The sequence below is a fragment of the Cupriavidus sp. 01L45 genome, assembly GCF_056399885.1.
Map to the genome: position 1 here is coordinate 37,706 of NZ_JBFTSG010000047.1, position 20,451 is coordinate 58,156.

15 protein-coding genes and 1 pseudogene are annotated in these 20,451 nt (G+C 64.2%); 2 read left to right on the forward strand and 14 right to left on the reverse strand.

All coding sequences use genetic code 11. From position 1 onward, the window contains the following. Positions 1-210 precede the first annotated feature (210 nt). From AC1DT6_RS28090 to AC1DT6_RS28100, 3 genes are all read right to left on the reverse strand, one after another. Complete coding sequence (locus tag AC1DT6_RS28090) at positions 211-1,269, reverse strand: AAA family ATPase (RefSeq protein WP_441628284.1); 1,059 nt, start codon at positions 1,267-1,269, stop codon at positions 211-213. A gap of 96 nt (positions 1,270-1,365) precedes the next feature. Beyond that, entirely contained in the window at positions 1,366-3,318 is a 1,953-nt protein-coding gene (locus AC1DT6_RS28095; RefSeq protein ID WP_477115126.1) for a hypothetical protein, read from the reverse strand. Between the two features lie 11 nt (positions 3,319-3,329). After that, entirely contained in the window at positions 3,330-3,827 is a 498-nt protein-coding gene (locus tag AC1DT6_RS28100) for a hypothetical protein (protein WP_477115127.1), read from the reverse strand. A gap of 511 nt (positions 3,828-4,338) precedes the next feature. On the opposite strand from AC1DT6_RS28100, the pseudogene AC1DT6_RS28105 reads away from it, so the two are divergent. Both AC1DT6_RS28105 and AC1DT6_RS28110 read left to right on the forward strand, forming a co-directional pair. Then, positions 4,339-4,659: pseudogene (locus AC1DT6_RS28105) on the forward strand (ProQ/FinO family protein); the annotation flags it as partial. Between the two features lie 629 nt (positions 4,660-5,288). Then, entirely contained in the window at positions 5,289-8,705 is a 3,417-nt protein-coding gene (locus AC1DT6_RS28110) for an adenylate/guanylate cyclase domain-containing protein (protein ID WP_477115128.1), read from the forward strand. Between the two features lie 448 nt (positions 8,706-9,153). On the opposite strand, the gene AC1DT6_RS28115 is transcribed toward AC1DT6_RS28110, so the two are convergent. From AC1DT6_RS28115 to AC1DT6_RS28165, 11 genes are all read right to left on the reverse strand, one after another. Then, positions 9,154-10,179: a D-2-hydroxyacid dehydrogenase gene (locus AC1DT6_RS28115; protein WP_441633034.1), complete on the reverse strand. Its 1,026-nt coding sequence runs from the start codon at positions 10,177-10,179 to the stop codon at positions 9,154-9,156. An 8-nt stretch (positions 10,180-10,187) separates the two neighbouring features. Next, positions 10,188-11,213, reverse strand: a complete 1,026-nt coding sequence (locus AC1DT6_RS28120) for a Bug family tripartite tricarboxylate transporter substrate binding protein (protein WP_441633032.1) — start codon at positions 11,211-11,213, stop codon at positions 10,188-10,190. 108 nt (positions 11,214-11,321) lie between these two features. Next, positions 11,322-12,212 carry an amidohydrolase family protein gene (locus AC1DT6_RS28125; protein ID WP_441633030.1) on the reverse strand — a complete coding sequence of 297 codons (891 nt, stop codon included), beginning with the start codon at positions 12,210-12,212 and terminating at the stop codon, positions 11,322-11,324. Between the two features lie 33 nt (positions 12,213-12,245). After that, positions 12,246-13,217, reverse strand: a complete 972-nt coding sequence (locus AC1DT6_RS28130) for a Bug family tripartite tricarboxylate transporter substrate binding protein (protein ID WP_477115129.1) — start codon at positions 13,215-13,217, stop codon at positions 12,246-12,248. Between the two features lie 62 nt (positions 13,218-13,279). Next, complete coding sequence (locus tag AC1DT6_RS28135; RefSeq protein ID WP_441633026.1) at positions 13,280-14,068, reverse strand: class II aldolase/adducin family protein; 789 nt, start codon at positions 14,066-14,068, stop codon at positions 13,280-13,282. Positions 14,069-14,096: 28 nt separating this feature from the next. Continuing rightward, the gene (tcuB, locus tag AC1DT6_RS28140; protein WP_441633024.1) at positions 14,097-15,266 is read right to left on the reverse strand and encodes a tricarballylate utilization 4Fe-4S protein TcuB; all 1,170 of its coding nucleotides are present in this window, start codon (positions 15,264-15,266) and stop codon (positions 14,097-14,099) included. After that, positions 15,253-16,680 carry an FAD-dependent tricarballylate dehydrogenase TcuA gene (gene tcuA / locus AC1DT6_RS28145; protein WP_441633022.1) on the reverse strand — a complete coding sequence of 476 codons (1,428 nt, stop codon included), beginning with the start codon at positions 16,678-16,680 and terminating at the stop codon, positions 15,253-15,255. The genes tcuB and tcuA overlap by 14 nt, the downstream gene beginning before the upstream one ends. Before the next feature lie 188 nt (positions 16,681-16,868). After that, positions 16,869-17,819, reverse strand: coding sequence for a LysR family transcriptional regulator (locus tag AC1DT6_RS28150; protein ID WP_441633020.1), 951 nt, complete (start codon positions 17,817-17,819; stop codon positions 16,869-16,871). Between the two features lie 75 nt (positions 17,820-17,894). Then, entirely contained in the window at positions 17,895-18,608 is a 714-nt protein-coding gene (locus AC1DT6_RS28155; protein WP_441633018.1) for a 4-carboxy-4-hydroxy-2-oxoadipate aldolase/oxaloacetate decarboxylase, read from the reverse strand. Then, a complete protein-coding gene (locus tag AC1DT6_RS28160; RefSeq protein ID WP_441633016.1) occupies positions 18,605-19,378 on the reverse strand; it encodes a PIG-L deacetylase family protein in 774 nt (257 codons plus the stop codon). Before AC1DT6_RS28160 ends, AC1DT6_RS28155 begins: the two co-directional genes overlap by 4 nt. A 30-nt stretch (positions 19,379-19,408) precedes the next feature. After that, positions 19,409-20,380 carry a tripartite tricarboxylate transporter substrate binding protein gene (locus AC1DT6_RS28165; protein WP_441633014.1) on the reverse strand — a complete coding sequence of 324 codons (972 nt, stop codon included), beginning with the start codon at positions 20,378-20,380 and terminating at the stop codon, positions 19,409-19,411. Positions 20,381-20,451 lie beyond the last annotated feature (71 nt).

The window sequence follows — 20,451 nt, forward strand, 5'->3', positions numbered from 1 at the left end:
AATCCCCAGCGGACGTAAGATCCTCACAATCGCCCGTTCTCGCTCCGTGACAATTCGCACCGCCATGTTCAAGTCAGCGGGCTTACGCACCCGAGGCGATCGATTGAGCGGAGCAACCGGCGTGGCGGTATCAGGAGACGGGCGTGGTATCCACACTTTCGCTGGAGCGGACTCGGTCAGGCCCGGCACAAGGATCGGCAAGACCATGATCTATACCTCCGGCTGGACGGTCTGTTGCGCGGCGACGTAGCCGGACTCCCGCACTGCTCGCTCCCAATGCGCCGAATCTAGTACCAATCCCGCACTGTCCCACTGAGGGCCATTCAGTAGCACCGACTCAACTGCACGACTAAAGTAATCCATATGCAGTTCGATCGGCCCAGCCAGTTGCGCGACCGTGTGGGCGTTCACGAAGCCATTCCACAGCGCCGCGGCCGATTGCTCCAGTCTTAAGCCGGCGGCGTATGCATCGGGATAGAAAAAGGCCGTGAAGGTGCTCCCGGTGTCCTCTGGATAGCGCGTCATGTCGTAACTAGCCAGGCAGGTTGCTGCTTCAACGGCGCCTGTAATGCCCCTGAAGTGCAGTTGCTCGATCATGAAGCGAGCGACGATTTGCTCGTCACCGGAGAGCTGATATTTCGCCTTCTGTTCCATCAGTTGCGGCTGCCCTACCAGAAAGGTGATCAGGCGCACGCCGTGGTGGGCGAGCTGATCATGGACGTCGCGCAGCCATTCCAGTGCGTGCTTGGAAAGTCGCTGTGCTTCGTCGCAAAAGAGCACGACAATGTGACCCGAGCGCATTTGTAGTTGTTCGTTAATCCGACGCATCAAAGCGAAGCGCTTGTCCGCAATGAACCTGGGTTGTGGGTCCCTGATACCAGCGGCGCTCAACAATGCACTGAAGAACGCCCCCTCGTAGTCGGTGCGATGATATTCGCAGGACATCCTTAGCACGAGGATGTCACCCCGGTTCCTGCCTAGGTGCAATGCCAAATAGTCAATTGCGTGAGTCTTGCCCATGCGAGGTCTGGCGTAGATTAACGCGCCCGGGATCAATACGCGCACGCAGTGTTCGACGAGGTCGACGAAGCCTTCGATCGCTGCCGTCGCCACCCGATAGTGCCGGCGAGCAAGCGGGTGATTGTGCACCGTCAGGTCTGCCGGATTCACCGTCGTTGCATGAGGCGTGCGGCTGGCTGCGCGGACTCGGGTCGCGCTGACACGTGCACGCGGTGCGCCTTTCGAGGCCGTGGTGGTCTTCTCGTTCATGCCTGCTCCTTGCCGGCGAGATCAGTCCCTCTTCGCCCTTCATGGCCGGCTATAGTCGGGCCCGGCCAGCGCCCGTTTGCGCGCGTGCCCCAATGATCAGCGGGAGTACCCCCTGGTAATGCGCAACGCCTTGCCTTTAACGGGACCCTTGGCCAGTGGCGAAGGCGGCTGTTCGGGTGTCACAGTTTCACTTGCGGAATCCGTGGGAGGGGGCTTTGCTGTCCGGCGCTCGCGCTGCACCTGCGCGATGTCGCTGGCCGCCCTCCTACGCTTTTTGGCCTGCTTGCGTCTGAGGGCCAGGAAGACCTCGATGGGATTGTCGCCGGGGCCGAAGTCAAGCTCGCGCGCTCGCTTGGCCTTGAAGATTTGCTGGCGCACTCGCAGCGAGTGCGGTTCGTCACGCCACTTGCCGCTAGCGAACAGACTGCCCAACATGTGGCCGTCTTCAGTACTGGCCCACAGCTGTCGCAAGTCTGACGGGTCATAGTGGATGCGCAGCCGCTGGCCGATCAAGCCACTGCTTCGGGCAAGCTTCTGGCTCGTGTAGCGCACGTGATAGAAGGTAATGTATGGTCGTTCACCGCGGCCGAGGTTTCCATGGACGCGACACAGTACCGGGTCATGCAGCTGTTCGGGATGTTCCCGTAGCGGCTTGGGGATCAGACGCAATCGGATCGCGTCGCGACCGATGCCAAGCACGTGCCGGTGCATCATCTCCAATGGGGTGAGCCCCCCCAGACCAGCGTGAGGCGAGCCGTGGTAGTTCCACACCGTCACATGCAGCAGCTCCTCCAGTTCCTGCGTGGTGACGAGTAACCGCAGAGTGTCGTCCGGGTCGCGCAGACGTTTCAGCATGACCTTTGCCGCATCCTTTCCTCGTATCGCGCCGGGGAGCCGCCGCGAAAGTGTTGCGGTGACCGTGCCAAAGTAGCGCTCGATAAATGGTCGGTCATCGGGCTGATACGCCGGACCGAAATCGGCCGCGCAACCCAACGCCTCGCAGACGACATCGAGGCTGGTGGCCGCCAAGTGCGCTCGCGCATTGTCTAGCCGGATCTGTCGCCAGCAGGCGTAGCTGGTTTGCTCCAAGACCTGCGAGACGAAACCACCGGTAGGCAGCAGGCGCAGGCCCGGCAGCGTGAGTTCGGGGACCTTCGCCGGCGTCACGGCGCGTTTGAAGGTTTCGATGGCGTCAAAGCGGTTACATTCGCGCGAGAGCGAAAGCGTGTAGCCCAAAAGACAGCGCGTAGCAACATCGATGATGGCCAGCAACCATACGCGCTCGATCTCATAGCTTTGTTCGCCGCCTAGTGGATCGTTGTCGATTACCTTCAGGCGCACGTCCATCTTATGGGCGTCAAACTCGACCGTATCGAACGCGTCAGCGCTACCCCGCTCAGGCAACTGCCGCAGCGCCGATGCGGGCTTGATCCTTTGGCCGGCAGCGCGCGCAGCCAAATCGAAATCGTCTTGCAACCATCCCCTGAGTGTACGGGCCAAGGAACGAGCAGCTCTGTCATGCTGGCTCAGCGGATAGTCGCCAGCGCCGAGACCCAATTCACGGCAGGACTGGTGGAAGCGCTGTATCACTGCCTTGAGGCCTACCAGACGGCCTTTCTCACCAGGCTGCAAATGGACCTTTCTCGTTTCGATCTCTTTGCGCAACTGCTCGGCCAGATTATGGTGACGCTGCAGCAACTGTCCGAAGACTCCTGCGTTTCCCGCTGTGCTGTGCACCAGCACATGAGGCGCCCTGTTCCGTTCATAGGCCTGTACGTGAACATGCGGTACCAATGCGCGATAGCCCCACAGGCGGCCGTCCGGGTGTGCGCTTAGTGCGCGACGGACCATACGGTGTAGCGTGGAACKGTGGATGCCCCAGGTCTTGTAGATATGCAAAAGAGAACTGCCGCTGGCATAGGCCTCAACAGCGTCGCGGCGCTGTCCAAACGTCGTCCGCGCTTCACCCGTGAGAGCACGCTCGTCCAATTGGGGCCAATCCGACAAACGAATTGCGTTCGGATCGATTCCGCGAGACGGATCGACCATTTGCACACCCCCTATGCCCTTTGAAAGGAAGTCGCTCCGCTCAATGCCGCTGCCACCAAGTCAGGACTGACAACGCGGCCGGATGCCAACAAGGCAAAAAGCGAAGCCTCCACGCTCGCCGGGTCGTATTCGGCGAAGCGCTCAAGGATCGCATCCAACGCCCTCGGTTGATTCAGGAAGACCACGATAGCCTGCTCGAGCACAGGGGCGCGGAATCGACGGTAACTGACGAGGTAAGGGACAATGCCCGACCAGTTGGCGATCGGCACTGTCCAGGCCTGCAGTTCAGTTTGATGGATGACGCGGACAGGGAGACCATGCAAGGTACTCGGGGGTTCATCAGGTCCGGGCTCGTTACCATCTTCTGCACGACGACGCTCTATCAGCCAGAACTCCCCAGCACGCGCATCTCTGATTTGCACCCAGAAATCAATCACCGCGCTGCCCGCGTCGCCGACCTGGGCCGGTCGCTCGGTGAACGTTTCGATGGCGGGATTGGCTTCGACCATCAGCCAGGTCCGATAGGCGTCATAGCTGCCGAGACTCAACCGACGCCCAAGCTTTGGGCTGAACACCTCAATGCGCCGCCGCCATCCATTGCGTGCAAAGGCTAGTGGGTGACTGTACAGGCGCGAGGGATCGTCAAGGTCAGACACTGTAGTAAAGATGCTACCAAGTGATGGACCGGTGATAGTTCCAACATTACTACTCCGCGCCGGAAAGTACCAACATTACTACTCCGCGCCGGAAAGTACCAACATTACTACTCGCAAAATCGTCGCAATGTTGGTACGCGTGTCCGCACATGAATGGCTACCCTCTTGATTTTATTAATTTTTCTCTCAGTCCCAGACGTACTACTCTTACTACACTTCACGTCATTCGCCCTGCTGTTGCCTTCCAGCAACGGTCGAAAAGCGTACTTGCGGACGAAATCCGGATAGAAATMAGAGCGGTTGGACTGTGTGATTGGTCTCGCATATGGTGAGCACCGGTCGCACGATCTCTGATCCTCAACAGAAGCTGCAAAAGCGCTTCCCGCAGACCTTTCCGAAGAGTCCTGCGCCCAAGGTGCCGCTCAAGATCGGCATCTTCGAGGACCTGGTCCAACACGCGCAGGAACTTGGCCTGACGGAGTCGGTGTTGCGCGACGCGATCCGGACCTGGTGCCGCGGGACCCGCTACTGGACCTGCCTGGTGGAAGGCGCACCGCGCGTGGATCTGGCGGGTCAGGCGGCGGGACACGTTGCCCAGACCGATGCGAAGCGGGCGCGGGGACTACAAACCCAACTTGCGGCGCGCGCGTTATCTCGACCCGAAACCGCGTCGAAACCCGGCTGAACTGGGATAGGCGCGCGCCTTGTCGGCTCGGACGTCGTGCGACCACAGATCACAGACCTAGATACGCCAGCGTCGGCACGATGACGAACCCGCGCGAGCGCCCCGGGTTTCGACGCAAGGCCACCGCCCATCACGGCGGCGAGAATGGATCTCGGCTAGCGGATGTCGGCACCCCACGAAAATAGTCGGCACGAGCGCCGCCGCGGTGTTTCTGCCAGTCTTCCGACAATTTGAGGCGGGGTTAGCATCTTGTCGATTAATTGCGTTTTAGCCCCAAGGCAGCCTAGTCATCATCGGCATCCGTGGGGGGCGCACCAGCATTCACTGCTCGCGTTCGGCTCGCCGTTGAGCGTGCCCAGCGTACTTGTGCTGTGCCATACGCTTCCAACTTTCTCGTGGATCGATAGCAACGAGACGCGAGCAAGCTTGGCTTCGTCGAAGCCCAAGGCGTAGACCACGACCCGCGCATCTTGACCGCTCGGCCGGGGCCACGCGGAGTCCTCGAAAGCCCTCTGAGCCGGGGGATGCCAACTTGGGAGGAAGTAGCGATGGCCCTGTGCCGGCCATTGATACCGTAGAGGAGAAGGCATTTAATCGTATAGACGAAGGCCGGACGGGAAGAGAGCGATATGCACTGCACCAACTGCGGTTCCGAAAGCCCCGCTGGAGCCAGATTCTGCAAGGATTGCGGTGCGAGGCTTTCCCGGCACTGCCCGAAATGTGGTCATGAATCGGGTTCCGCCGACAAGTTTTGTATCGAATGCGGCGTGTCCCTTGCCTTCTTCTCCGAGTTGCCGCCCGGCGGCGCCCAGTCGACGGCTCCCGCCCCCATAGACTACACGCCACGCCACCTGGCCGAGCGCATTCTGGCCGAACAGGCTGCCATGGAAGCCAGGGGAGCACCATCTGGTGAACGCAAGACCATCACTGCCCTGTTTGCCGACATGGCCGGCTCCACGGCGCTGATCCACGATCTGGACCCGGAAGAGGCACGCCGCCTGATCGATCCCGTCGTGGCCCTGATGATGGAGGCCGTGCACCACTATGAGGGCTATGTGGCCAAGTCCCTGGGCGACGGCATACTGGCCCTGTTCGGCGCGCCCATCGCCCATGAAGATCATCCCCGGCGAGCACTGTATGCGGCGCTGCGGATGCAGGAAGCCATGCGCCGTCACAGTGACCGCATCCGTCTCGAACAAGGCATACCGCTTCAGATTCGGGTGGGGATCCACACCGGAGAGGTGGTGGTACGTTCCATCCGAAGGGACGACCTGCACACGGACTACGATCCGGTAGGACACACGATCAACATCGCCTCACGGATGGAGAGCATCGCCACGCCGTCGTCCATTCTCGTGAGCGAGGCGACCTGCAAGCTGACCGAGGGATATTTCGACTTCAAAGCCCTGGGGGCGACCCAGGTGAAAGGCATTCCGGAGCCGCTTGCCGTCTATGAGGTGTTGCGCCTCGGTGTGTTGCGCACACGCCTGCAAGTGGCTCAGCGTCGCGGCTTGGCTCGGTTCGTGGGACGCGAGGGCGAACTGGAGCAATTGCATGGTGCATTGGCTCGCGCCAAGGCAGGACTCGGACAGATTGTCGGGGTGGTTGGCGACGCCGGGGTCGGAAAATCTCGGCTGTTCCACGAATTCAAGGTGCTGTCGCAGCGAGGCTGCATGGTGCTGGAGACCTTCTCGGTCTCGCACGGCAAGTCCTTTGCCTTTCTGCCATTGATCGAGCTGGTGAAGAACTATTTTCAGATCGAGGCGCACGACGATGAACGGAGGTGCCGGGAGAAGGTCGCAGGCAGGGTGCTGATGCTGGACCGTACACTGGAAGACCTGCTGCCTTACCTGCTCTACTTGCTGGGCATCAGCGAGCCTGGTTCGGCATTACCGAACATGGACCCTCGGATCCGGCGCCAGCGCACGTTCGAAGCGATCACACGCCTGTTGGTCCGCGAGAGCCGCAACCAGCCACTCGAACTGCTGTTCGAGGACCTGCAATGGTTGGACAGCGAAACAGAGGCCTTCCTCGATGTCCTCGTCGACCACCTGCGAGACGCCAGGATTCTGCTCATGCTGAACTATCGGCCCGAGTATCAGCATGACTTGAGGCACAAGAGCGGCTACACCCAGTTGCGGCTGGATCCATTGGGTCAGGTAGAGGCTCAGGAACTGCTCACTGCCCTGCTTGGAGATGAACCCTCGCTCACGCCTCTCAAGACACTTATCCAGGACAAGACTGAGGGCAATCCCTTTTTCATGGAGGAAGTGGTGCAGACCTTGTCTGAGGAGAAGGCACTCCTCGGCGAGCCTGGCCATTACCGCATTGAGAAGACCCCAACTGCGCTACATATCCCGACCACGGTACAGGGCGTACTGGCTGCCCGCATCGATCGGCTGCCCCGTGCCGAGAAGGACTTGTTGCAGAGCCTTGCCGTGATCGGGAAGGAGTTTTCCCTGAGTCTGATCCAGCAGGTTGTCGCGCAGTCGGATGACCAACTGCGCCACCTCCTGGCCCATCTGGAAGCTGGCGAGTTCATTTACGAGCGGCCCGCGTTTCCCGACACAGAGTACACGTTCAAGCATGCGCTGACCCAGGAAGTCGCAGGCAACTCCCTGCTGATGGAACAACGCACCGCGCTGCATGAACGCACGGCCCAGGCAATTGAGACCCTCTTCCAGCATCAGCTGAAAGACTACTACAGTGAGCTGGCGCGGCACTATAGCCTTAGCGGCAATGATCCGAAAGCTGTGGAGTACCTTCAGCGCACCGGACAGCAGGCCATCCAGCGCTCAGCCTATCAGGAAGCGATCCGCCATCTGAATGCAGCCCTGGAACTGCTCAAACGCCAGCCCGATACGCCCGACCGCACACGCCAGGAGCTCACTTTGCGACTTGCCATCGGGCCGGCGTTGATTGCTGCGAGAGGATTTGCCTCATCTGAGGTGGAGGCGACTTACAGCCGTGCCTTGRCACTGTGCGGCGAGGTTGGGGAAACACCACAGCTCTTTCCAACGCAGGTGGGATTGCGAACCTATTTCTCTCTGCGAGCAGAACATGGAAAGGCATACAAGCTAGGGAAGCAACTTCTTGGCCTGGCCGAGAGCGCGAAAGACCCGGATTTATTGGGGGAAGCGCATGTCTTGCTTGGAACAACCCTGTATTACTCGGGTAAATTCAGGGCCGCGGATGCCCATTTGATCGATGCGCTGGCAATTTACGGCTCAGAACCGCGCCACCCGCACCCCAACTTTCATGGCGTGGATCCGGAAGTGCGTGCGCTATCCACCTCGGCCCTCGTCCGCTGGACTCTCGGCTATCCTGAACAGGCCAGCAAGAGAGCGCAGGAGTCTTTTGCGCTGGCCCGCAACCTTTCCCACCCGTTCAGTCTGGCGCACACCTTCTGCCTGGCGGCGGAGTTGCATCAGTTCCGCCGTGATCTCAAACTCACGCAGGAATACGCCGACGCCGCAATCGCGCTCTCGACCGAACAAGGCTTCCCGTTCTGGCTTGCGTGGGCGACCATCCTTCGCGGTTGGGCGCTGACCGAGCAGGGACAGCATGAGGAGGGAATCGCGCAGATCCACCAGGGGCTGTCCGCCTATCACGCCACGGGGGCAGCGTTGGGGCATTCTCATTTCCAGGAACTGCTGGCCCAGGCCTATGGACGCATGGGACAGCTCGAGTCAGGCCTGAGCGCGCTGGCCGAGGCGGCAGACGCGGTGAAAAGGGCCGGAGAGCACTTTTGCGAAGCCGAGTGGCATCGCATCAAAGGGGAGTTGATATTTCAAGATTCGAGTCCCCACGATCTCAAGGCTGTGAGTGACACGGAAGCCGAAGCGTGTTTTCGCAATGCGATCGCGATAGCCCGCCAGCAGAATGCCAGGTCATTTGAGTTGCGGGCAACGCTGAGTCTGGCACGGCTCTGGCGGCAACAAGGCAGGACGGAGCCGGTCAATGCGTTGCTGGATGGGATCCGAAGCACATTCACCGAGGGTTTCGATAGCCCGGATATGCAGGATGCCATGGTCGCGCACTGTTGACTGGCAGTCGTTCCGCGATTGGCTTGTGGCGTGGTCTTGGAGGGCCTCTAAGTTGGGGTCATCGAATGGAAGTCCCTTCCATTCGATGACCCGAGCAACTGCACACACTGTTTGCCTTGAGCAATCTGTGGATGATGCGCCGACGAAGTTTGCAGGCAGCCAAGGGATGAGTGCGCCCGGAATCGGGAAGCAGACCCGAAGCGGGCGCGAAATCGTCCGCATTCATGCAGAAATTGGCATCGGATTGGCGTGAAATGGCTCCTCGATTTCATCTGGCGACACTCGTATGGTCAGTTCAGTTGAGGGCAGCCGTTAGCTTCCCTCAACGGCAGGAAACCGGTAGTCGTGATAGAGCGATTTTGTCTATTGCATCGCCGGATCTTACGCTGCTCACTGACGAACGTGACAAAGCGCTTCCAAATGCCTGCCCTGTAGCCAGCCTGCCAGCTCAGGCAACCAGGTTGCGTAAGCCCTCGCCCGCCTGCCAGCGCATCAAGTTGTCCAGAAAGATGCCCACCACGCGCGCGGCATTCCCATCCGAGAAGCCCGCGCTATGCGGCGTGGCAATGACGTTGGGCAGCGTCCACAGCGGCGAATCCGCCGGCAGTGGCTCGTGCGCGAACACATCCAGATAGGCGCCAGCGAGGCGTCTGGCTCGCAGCGCCTCGATCAGCGCGGACTCGTCCACCAGTTCGCCTCGCGCCACGTTGACCAGCCTGGCACCCACAGGCAGCAATGCTAGCGCGGCGGCATCCACCAGCCCGCGCGTTTGCGGCGTCAGCGGACACGCCAGCAATAGCCAGTCGGTACGCAGCAGCACGCTGCGCACCGCATCGAATGCCACCGTCTCATAGCCAGGGCCGGCCGGCACGGCGCTCTGCCGTACCACGATCACCTTCATCCCCAGCGTCTGCAGCAGACTGCCGAGCAGTTGCCCTATCGGGCCCCAGCCGACAATGGTGGCGGTCTGCCCGGCTAAGTCGCGTGGCAGGCCCGAGCCGATCAGGGGGGCCCACACGCTATCACGCTGCGCGGCCAGCATCTGCGGGAAATGCCGCGCCAGTGCCAGCAACCCGGCCAGCGCGGTCTGCGCCACCACGCCCGCGTTGGCGCCTGACGAAGTCGTCACCGTCACGCCGCGCGCGCGCAACACGCCAAAGATCGCGCGATCCGCACCGGCCGAATGGGTATGCACCCAGCGCAGCCCGGGGCTTGCCAGCATGGCGTCATAGAAGCGCCGGGTAGCGGGCAGGATTTCATGCTTGGTGGACAGGCCAGTGACGTCGCGCGAGACAAAGGCAATATCGGCATCCGGTTCGGATGACACGGCTGCGCCTTGCCCGGACGGCGCTACCACCGGCACGAAAGCCGCTCCGCCAAGCGCAGCGCCGATATCCTCGCCATATTGCTGCAAGGCCGCCTCCGACAGCAGAATCCGCAAGGGTTGCGCGGCTGCAGGGTTACTAGTATTCATGTTCATGCTTATTCCAGGGAAGCACCCGACTCGCGCACCACCACTTTCCATTTCGCGTATTCCTTGTGCGTGAACTTGCCGAACTGCTCCGGCGAGCCACCCACGGGATCGGCCCCTTCCCGCACCATCTGAGCCTGCAGCGAAGGCAGGGCCTCATTGATTGCCTGGTTCAGCTTGGCGATCACAGGCTTGAGTGTGCCCTTGGGCGCGAACACGCCGAACCAGGAGCCGGCTTCGAAGCCGGGGAAGCCTTTTTCCGCCACGGTGGGCACATCCGGCAGCGACTGCGAACGGCGCGCACTGCTCACCGCCAGCGCGCGCAGCTTGCCGACCTTGATATGGGCGATGACCGACGGGATCGTGGCAAACATGAACTGTACCCGACCGGACAGCAGATCGTTGAGCGCATCGGCACCCTTGTATGGGATATGGGTAGCCTCGGTCCCGATACGCTGCGTCAGCATGAAGCTGGAGAGCTGCGACGACGTACCCACACCGGTGGAACTGTAGTTGAGTTTGCCGGGGTTGGCCTTGGCGTAGGCGACGAACTCCTCGAAACTCTTGGCCGGCAGTGAGGGATGCACCACCAGCACGTTCGGCACGTCGGCAATTTGCACCACCGGCACCAGGTCGCTGAGCGGATCGTAGTTCAGGCGCTTGTAGAGCGTCTGGTTGATCGAGATCGGGCCAACCGAGGTGACCAGCAGCGTGTAGCCATCGGCCGGCGCGCGCACCACGGCCTCGGTGCCGATATTGCCGCCGGCGCCCGGACGGTTGTCGACCACAAACGATTGCTTGAAGCGCTGGGCCAGCACCTGGCTGATGCTGCGCGCCAGGATATCGGTGGTGCCGCCGGCGGTGAACGCCACCACCACGCGCACCGGTTTGGCGGGGTAGTCATTGCCGGCGGCGTGGGCGTTGACGGCCCCGACGCACGTCAGGAAGCCAGCGAAGGCGGTCAGCGCCGCGCGTGCCCGCCCCGCGGCAGACCGCAGTGCGAGGGCCGTGGAAATGGTTGGGGCAAAACAATGCATGGTGTCTCCTATGGACGGCCGGCGCCGCGTCCGCCGTGTGTTCTGCATAGCCGGCGCCGCCGAAACCGGCACCGCCGGGTGTGAAGGGCCTGGGGGCTAAGCGCGCGCTTAGCCGAAGCCGTACAGGCACGCCGGGTTGCTCACCAACACGCGCTGGCGCGCCTCGGCATCCGGTAGCCACCGCGCCAGCAGGTTGAACAGCATGCCGTCGTCGGGCACCTGGCGCGCCTCGAAGTAATTGATATGCGGCCAGTCCGAGCCCCACACCACGCGCTCTGGATTGGCCGCGAGCAGCGCGGCGGCGAATGGATCGACATCGGCATAGGGTGCACCCGCCGCGCTCAGGCGATCGGCCCCTGATATCTTGGTCCACGCCGCACCCTCGGCCAGCAGCGCGCACAGCGACTGGAAACCTGGATCGGCCACGCCGCGCGCAGTGGACGTGCGGCCCATGTGGTCGATCACCAGCGGCACGCCTAGCGCGCGCAGGCGCGGGGCAAGCGCCGGCAGGTCCGGCGCGTGGATCCAGATCTGCGCGTGCCAGCCGCGCTCGGCCAGGCGCGGCGCGAGCGCTTCCAGCACCTCAAGCCCCACGCCGTTGCGGTACACCGCGTGGCCTTCCACCTGGTACAGGTTAATGCGGATGCCACGCACGCCGGCCGCGTGCCAGTCGTCCAGTTCGGCATCGCTGGTATCGGGCGCCGGCACGGCGATGCCGCGCAGGCGGTCCGGGTAGCGCCGCAGTGCCTCCAGCACGGAGCCGTTGTCGGTGCCGCAGGCGCTGGCGGTGACCAGCACGCCGCGCGCAAGACCGAGCTGCTCCAGGTGAGCGATGAATGCCTCGGCCGGGTGCTCGGCGGGCGTATAGCTGCGCTCGGCGGCCAGCGGAAAGCGCTGGTAAGGCCCGAACACATGGGCGTGGCTGTCGCAGGCGCCGGCAGGGGCACGGAAGGCAGGCGCAGTGAATTGGTCCAGCGAAGGCAGGCAGGGTCGGGTCATGATGGTGGCAGTTTTTGGGGGGCGAAATACGGCTTAGTCGGCTTTCAGCCGCCCGGAAGCGGCCAGCGCCTGCGCAAGCACATCCTCGCGCTGCAGTGTTTGCAGCAGCTCCTGGGGGCTCGAACTGCGCGCCACGCTGCCGACGTTCAGCAGCCGGCTCTTGACGCTGTCCTCGGCCAGTGCCTTGCGCAGCGCCTTGCTGAGCGTCTCGATGGYTGCAGCCGGCGTCCCCGCCGGCGCCAGCAAGCCGGTTGCGGTAGTGGCTTCGAAATTCACCAGGCCGGCCTCGCGCAAGGTCGGCACGGTAGGCAGGGTGGCATCCCGCTCGCGCGACATCACCGCCAGCACGCGCAGCGCGCCGGACTGGAGATGCGGCGCGGAACTGGTGAGTTGGTCCACCACCATATCGATCTGCCCGCCCATCAGGTCCATCAGCGCGGGGGCCGACCCCTTATACGGCACTTCGTTGAGCTTGATGCCGGCAGCGTCTTCCAGTTGCAGCGTGGCCACGTGGTTGGTAGTGCCGGGCCCGGCGTGGCCAGCGGCAAGCTTGCCGGGGTTGGCCCGTGCATAGGCCAGCAGCGCCTTGACATCCGCGAAGCGTTTGTCGCTACCCTTGACCACGATCACCAATGTGGTGGTGGACACAAGCCCGACCGGCTGGAAGCTCGCCAGGCTGAAGGCGGTACGGGTCATGCGCGGCAATACCACGATGGCGTTCGGCGTCGTCACCAGCAGCATGCTGCCGTCGGCCTCGGCGCGGGACACCGCGGACGCGCCTAGCACACCGCCCGCCCCTGGCCGATTGTCGACGATCACATTGCGCCCCAGCGCCTGTTCCAGGGCCGGCGCCAGCGCGCGCGCCACCACGTCGAGATTGCCACCGGGGGCGAACGGCACTACCAGGGTCACCGGCTTGTTCGGCATCGCCTGGGCGCGGGCGGCTGCTACCCACGAGGCAACGCCCAGCGCCAGTACCTGCGCCAGCATGTGTCTTCTGTTCATCTTGTCTCTCCGTCCGTCTTTTATTTCTATATCTTGCCGCTGCGGGGCACCGGAGCCTGGCTTCAGTCGCGGAAGCTCGGATCCAGCCGGTCCAGCTTGCGCAGCAGCGCCGGCCACTCCATCACACCGTAGGGGCGGCGCGTCCCGGGCTGGTAGTTGTTCCAGGTTTCCTGCAGCACGTCGGCACCCACCTCGCGCAGCGGCGTGTTGCACGACATCGCGCCGATCTGCGCGCGGCAAGCCAGCTCCAGCCGGTGCATCCAGTTGAAGGCTTCGCCAACGGTATTGCCCACGGTGAGCGCGCCGTGGTTGCGCAGGATCAGGGCCTCGCCCTTGCCGAGGTCTTCGAGCAGCGAGGCCTGTTCGGCGGTGTCGAGGACGACGCCCTGGTAGTCGTGATAGCCGATCTTGAGGAAACGCATGGCGGTCTGCGTGAGCGGCAGCAGCCCGCAGTCCAGCGACGACACCGCCATCGAGGCCCAGCTATGTGTGTGGATCACGCAAGCCACCTCCGGGCGCGCCTCGTGCACGGCGCTGTGGATCACATAGCCAGCCTTGTTGATGCCGTAGTTGAGCGCGCCGAAATCCGGCTTGGCGAGAATATTGCCGGCATGGTCCACCTTGATCAGGCTGGAGGCGGTGATCTCCTCGTACATCATGCCGTAGGCGTTGATCAGGAAGGCGCCCTCTTCGCCGGGCACGCGCACCGAGATATGGTTGGCCATCATGTCAGCCATGCCGTACAGCTCCACCAGCCGGTAGCAGGCGGCCAGGTCAACGCGCGCCTGCCATTCGGCTTCGCTGCACTGGTCACGCATCGAGGAAATGCTGAGCACTCCGGGTTTTGCCATGATGGGATCTCCTTGGGTACTTGGGTATTCAGTCCGAACTGAGCGACAGGTTGCCCGGCCGGCGTTTTTCGATATTCCATTTCAGCAGCGCCGCGCTGCGATAGATGCCGTGCGCGAACTTGCCGTAAGGCAGGGTCAGGAACAGCGCCATCACCACGCCCAGGTGCACTGCCAGCAGCAACGCCATGGCCGATGTGTCGCGCCACGCCAGCAGCGCCAGGCCGGTCAGGCTGGTGAAAAACAGCAGCGCGATAAAGCCCCGGTCCATCGGCTTCTGGGCCGCGTCGCCTGTGCGCGGATCGCGCCTCAGGTTGAGCCAAAGCAAACCGGCGGGACCGATCAACAGGCCGATACCGCCTGCCGTGCCGAGCAGCACCGGCAAGCTGCCCGGCCCATACGGCGCGTGCAGGTCCAGCAGGTAGTGGTACAGCGTGGCCACCGCCGTGGCGGCAAAGCACAGCATGAAGCCATAGAAGGTGAAATGGTGGAAACGCCGGCGCCACAAGGTGAACGCGTCGTCAGCGTTATTGCAGCCCTGGCCGTGGCCGCCATCGAGGTAGCGCAGCCGCAGCGCGTCGTGCGCCGCGCCGCCGATGGCCGGACCGCGTTTCTCGCCCTCGGCCTCGCCGGGCGACACCTTGCGCCAGAAGCACATCACCCCCACACCCAGCGCCGCCACGGCAAAGCCGAACACCACGCCGAACATCGCCGCGAGCAGGTTGTGCGGGAAGATGGCGTAGAAGTTGCCGGCCAGCGGCGCGTGCAGCAGGCTGCCGCGCATGGCCAGCACCATCACCAGGAACAGCGCCAGCCCGGCCGCCAGCGCCAGCGCGGTGGCCAGGCCGGCGCGGCGGTACAGGCCACCGAAGGCGGCGGGCCAGGCGTAGTCGGAATACGTCTGCGCACGCACCTTGGCCATGGCCTGCGGCACATTGACCCCGAACTCATGTGGCGGTGCGTACTGGCACGCGTGGTAGCAGGCGCCGCAGTTGTGGCACAGGTTGGACAGGTAGTGGATATCCGCCTTGCCGAATTCCAGCCGGCGCGTCATGGCCGGAAACACGGCGCAGAAGCCTTCGCAATAGCGGCAGGCATTGCAGATCTGCATGACGCGGCCAACCTCGGCTTCGTCCCCGGTGAGCAGCACGCCCTGGGCCAGCGCCGCCGCTTCGCGCGTCAGCGCTTCAAGATGTTGCATGCTGCTCTTCCTGTAGTTCGTTCTGAACGGGCCGTCCGAGCGCGGCCGCTGCGGCCTGTGTGCCGGCGATGCGGCCGAAGGCCGTGCCGATGGCCATGCCGACCCCCGCCGTATAGCCCTTGCCGAGCACGTTGCCGGCCATCATCTCGCCGGCCACGAACAGGTTGGCGCTGGGCTTGCCGCCGAAGTGCACCGCGGCGTGCTCGTTCACCTTGAGCCCGAGATAGGTGAAGGTGATGCCGGGACGCAGCGCATAGCCGAAAAACGGCGCGGTGTCGATGGGCCGCGCCCAGTGGGTCTTGGCCGGTGCGATGCCCTCGGTACGGCAATCGTCCAGCACCGTGTGGTCGAAGGTGCCGACGCGGCAAGCGGCGTTGTACGCCTTGATGGTGCGCACGAAGGTGGCCTCGTCCAGCCCGAGCTGGAGCGCCAGCTCCGGCAGCGTATTGGCGCGCGCGCCCGGGAACACCGGCGGCATGAAACGGCCCACGGCCTTGGCGTCGATGATCGAATAGCCGATCTGCCCCGGCTGCAGCGCCACCAGCCGCCCCCAGATGGCATAGCGCTTCGGCCAGAAATCCTCGCCCTCGTCGTAGAAGCGTTCGGCGTTGCGGTTGAGCATCACGCCCAGCGAGACGCAGTCCACCCTGGTGCAGATGCCGCCGTCGTACAGCGGCGCGCGCGCGTCGATGGCCACGCAGTGCGATTGCGAAGGATCGCCGATGGCATCGGCGCCGGCCTCGATCATGTACTTCAGCAGCACGCCCATATTGAAGCGCGTGCCGCGTATCAGGAAATTGTCGGCCGGCCAGTCGCCATCCGCGTTCTGGCCCCAGGCCTCTCGCAGCCACTCGCGATTGGACTCGAAGCCGCCGGCGGCCAGCACGCAGCTGCGCGCCTCGATGCGCTCGCTACCGATGCGGGCGGCGACGAAGCGGCCGCTGTCCAGTTCGATGGCGTCCACCGGCGCGTTGTAGCGCACCCGCACGCCAAGCGCCTCGGCGCTGCGGAAGTACGCATTGACCAGCGCCTTGCCGCCTCCCATGAAAAAGGCATTGGTGCGCGCCACATGCAGCGCACCCGACAGTGGCGGCTGGAAGTGCACGCCGTGGCTGCGCATCCAGTCGCGGCAACTGGAGGAGGCGCGGATCGCCAGCCGGGCAAGGCGCTCGTCGGTGAGGCCGCCGGTGACCTTGAGCAGATCCTGCCAGTACTCCTCTTCGGGATAGGCGTCGATCAGCACGTCTTGGGGCGCATCGTGCATGCAGCGCAGGTTGCGGGTGTGCTGGGAGTTGCCGCCGCGCCATTCGCGCGGGGCCGCCTCGAGCAACAGCACGCTGGCACCCGCTTCTCGTGCCATCAGAGCGGCGCACAGGGCAGCGTTGCCACCGCCAATGACCAGGACATCGATCATGGGCGAACGCCTCCGGCAAGGCTGAGGGAAGCTGGCAGGGACTGCTCCCGGATTCGAATATTGGAAAGCACGATAAGGGTTCCGGTGGGGATGCCCGCAATGTAGCGGCCCCCCGGCGCCCTGCTAAGCCCTCTTATCGCATGGGGGCATCACGAATCGTGATACCCCCCGCCCTGCCCCGCCGCGTCTCAGCCCTCCGGTCCCAGCAGCCGCGCGCCCCGCCAGGCGCCCGAGCGCACCAGCTCGCGGGCGCAATCGGCCAGCACCACGCGCAAGGCCAGCGCGGCGGGCGATAGCTCATCGTCGGAGAGGCTGCACAGCGCGTTCTGGCGCCGCACCTTGGGATCGGCGATCTCGGCCAGGTGAAAGCGCTGCCCGGCATCGGCATAGCGCCCCACCGCGGCCCAGGGCTGCAGGGTGCCACCGAAGCCAAGGTCGACCGCATCCATCAGCATGGCGAGGGAATCCACCTCCTGCACCACCTGCGGCACGATCTTCACGCGGGAGAAGGCAACGTCGAGGGTGCTGCGCAGGCCGTGCAGGCCGGTGGGCATGATCAGCGGCACGTCCTGCAACTGCGCCATGCGCAGCCGCGCAGGGGCATCGACATCGACGCCGGGAGGCAGCACCTTGCGCGAGCGGATCAGGAACAGGGTTTCTTCCAGCAACGGCATCACGCTCCAGCGGCGCGCCACATTGGTATCGAACAGGACGGCGAGATCGAGCTGGCGGGCATTGAGCATGGCGCTGAGATGGCCGGACAGACTCTCCACCATATGCAGGCGCACATCCGGATAGCGCTCGCGCATGGCACGCATCAGCGGCACGCCGATCACGGAGGCGGTGGTGGGTGCCAGGCCGACGCTGACCGTGCCGGACAGCCGCGCGTGGTGGGCGGCGCGCTTGGCCTGCTCGGCATGGCGCAGCGCCAGCTGGGCTTCGCGGAAGAAGGCCAGGCCGGCTTCGGTAGGCGCGACGCCGCGCGTGGTCCGGAGCAGCAGCCGGGTCGAGAGTTCGCTCTCCAGCCGGCTGATCTGCTGACTCATGGCGGACTGCACCATATCGAGATCGAGCGCAGCGCGGCTCATGCTGCCGAGTTCCACCACCCGGACAAAATACTGAAGCTGGCGCAGTTCCATCTGGCTCCCCCGCGATGCCTGGATGCTTGTCTGCGTCGCTTATACCAGATGCGGGCGCGCCGGGCGACGTCTGGCTCAGGCCTCGTCGAAACCGCTATACCAGTCCACGGTCTCATCCGAGTAGGCCAGTCCCTTGGCCGCCAGCGCCTCGCGCATCTTGTACATGTCCAGGCCGAGCACGCCGGCGGCCAGCGTGGCCCGCTTGCCCGCTTCCATGGCCTCGCGCTCGGCGGCGCGGCGTGCGGTCTCGGCGGCCAGGGGGCGCGGCACCACCACCACGCCGTCGTCGTCGGCCACGATCACGTCGCCGGGCCGCACGTTGGCGCCAGCGCAGATCACCGGGACATTAACCGCGCCGACGGTCTCCTTGACCGCGCCCTGGGCGGAAACCGCCCGCGACCAGACCGGGAAGCCCATGGCATTGAGCGTGGCCACATCGCGTACGCCGCCGTCGATGACCAGGCCACGCGCGCCCCGCGCCTTGAGCGAGGTCGCCAGCAGATCGCCGAACAGGCCATCGGTGCAGTCGCTGACCAGCGCCGCCACCAGCACGTCCCCGGGCTGCACCATCTCCACCGCGACGTGGATCATCCAGTTGTCACCCGGGTGCATCAGCACCGTCACGGCGCTGCCGGCCATCGCTACGCCGGACTGTATCGGCCGCAGATAGGGCTTCATCAGTCCCGTGCGGCGCTGCGCCTCATGCACAGTGGCCACGCCTGAGGCACCCAGCACCTCAATGTCCGCGGCGGCGGCGCGCAGGATATTGCGATAGGCGACGGTCCTCATGCCAGGCTCTCCGATACTTGCGGGAACACACGTGCATAGCCCTCGCCGTACTTCACCCTGCGATCGGAATTGCGCGTGGCCTGGGCGCCGCGCTGCAGCGCCACCCGCGTGTAGTACTCCCACAGGTGCTCCTGCGCCGCCATGGTGGCGAAAGCGCGCTGCTTCTTCTCCCAAACGGAAGAAATGTCGAGCAACAAATCGGGTTTCCAGTTGCACTGCTCGGGCTGGTGCGGCTCGAACAGGAATACCGGCGGCGCGCCGATCACGGGCACTTCAGGCTTGTAGCCATGCGCCTGGGCGATGACGCGCGCTTCCTGCGCCACACGGGTGGCGAGAGGATGGTCGAAGTTATAGATGTCCTCGCGCGAATGGCTCAACACCAGTTCCGGCCGCAGTTCGCGGTAGAGGTCGGCAAGGCGCAGCAACGCCGCGTCGGTCACGCGCAGGGGGTAATCGCCGAGGTCGAAGCACTCCAGTGTGGCGCCGAGGATGTCGGCGGCCTGCTGCGCTTCCTCAAGCCGCGCGGCCTTGACGCGCTCCATGGTCATGCCCGGCTGGCGCCACATCTTGGCCGACTCGCCGCGTTCGCCAAAGGACAGGCAGACGATCTTGACGTGGTAGCCGCGCTCGGCATACAGCGCGATGGCGCCGCCGGCGCGCCAGACGAAATCGGCGGCATGCGCGCTGACCACCAGGATAGAGGGACGCTTTGCGTCGGCTTGCGCGTCGGCTGGAGCCGGGGATTGCGCTTGGGCGTGGATGTCTGACATGGGGATTTCCGTTGGGTCGCGTCGAAGGCTTCAGTCGGCCGTGATACCCGCCTTGCGGATCACGCCGTTCCAGGTTGAGGTTTCGTTGCGCACGAACTGGCCGAAGGCTTCCGGGGTGCCGGGCAGGATGGTGACACCCAGTTGCATGAGCTGCTTGCGCACGTCCGGGTCGGCCAGCGCCGTATTGGCAGCGGTGTTGAGTTCACGCACGACAGCGGGCGGCGTCTTGGCCGGCGCCACCAGTCCCCACCAGACAGAAGCGGTGAAGCCCGGCAGGCCTTGCTCGCGCGAGGTTGGCACACCCGGCAGCAGCGGCGCACGCTGGTCGCTCGCCACCGCGATGGCGCGCAGGGTGCCGGCGCGGATATGCGTGATGACTTCGAGCGGGTTAATCGGCATGAACGTGATGCGCTCGCCCAGCAGGTCGGTGATGGCTGGCGCGCCGCCCTTGTAAGGCACGTGCAACACGTCGATGTGCGCCGCTTCCTTGAACAACTCGCCGGCGAGATGACCGGAGCTGCCGTTGCCGGCCGAGGCATAGCTGAGCTTGCCGGGTTGCGCCTGCGCCTGGGAGACCAGGTCCTTGAGCGAGGTCACGCTGGATTTGGCCGGCACCACCAGCACCAGCGAGGCCTGGCCAATGCGCGCCACCGGCGTGAAATCGCGGGTCGGGTCGAACGGCAGCTTGGCAAACAGCGCGGCATTGGTGGCCAGGCTGTTGGAGGCCATCATGATGGTGTAGCCATCCGGCGCGGCCTTGGACACCGCGTCCATGCCGATATTGGTGCTGGCGCCCGGGCGGTTGTCGACAATGATGGGCTGCTTGAGCAGCACGCTCATCTTCTGGCCAACCGAACGCGCCACGATGTCGACAGCGCCGCCCGCCGCGTAGGGCACGACCAGCCGGATGGGCTTGGCGGGGTAGGTCTCGGCGCTGGTGGCGGCAGCGCCCAGCGACAGCGCGGCGGCCAGCAAGCCGGCTAGGTAAGGTCGGCGCAGCATTCTTGTCTCCTGTGGTCCGGTTTCATTCGTTTGCGTGCATTTTGGCCAACCGTCGTGATACTGTCTAATAT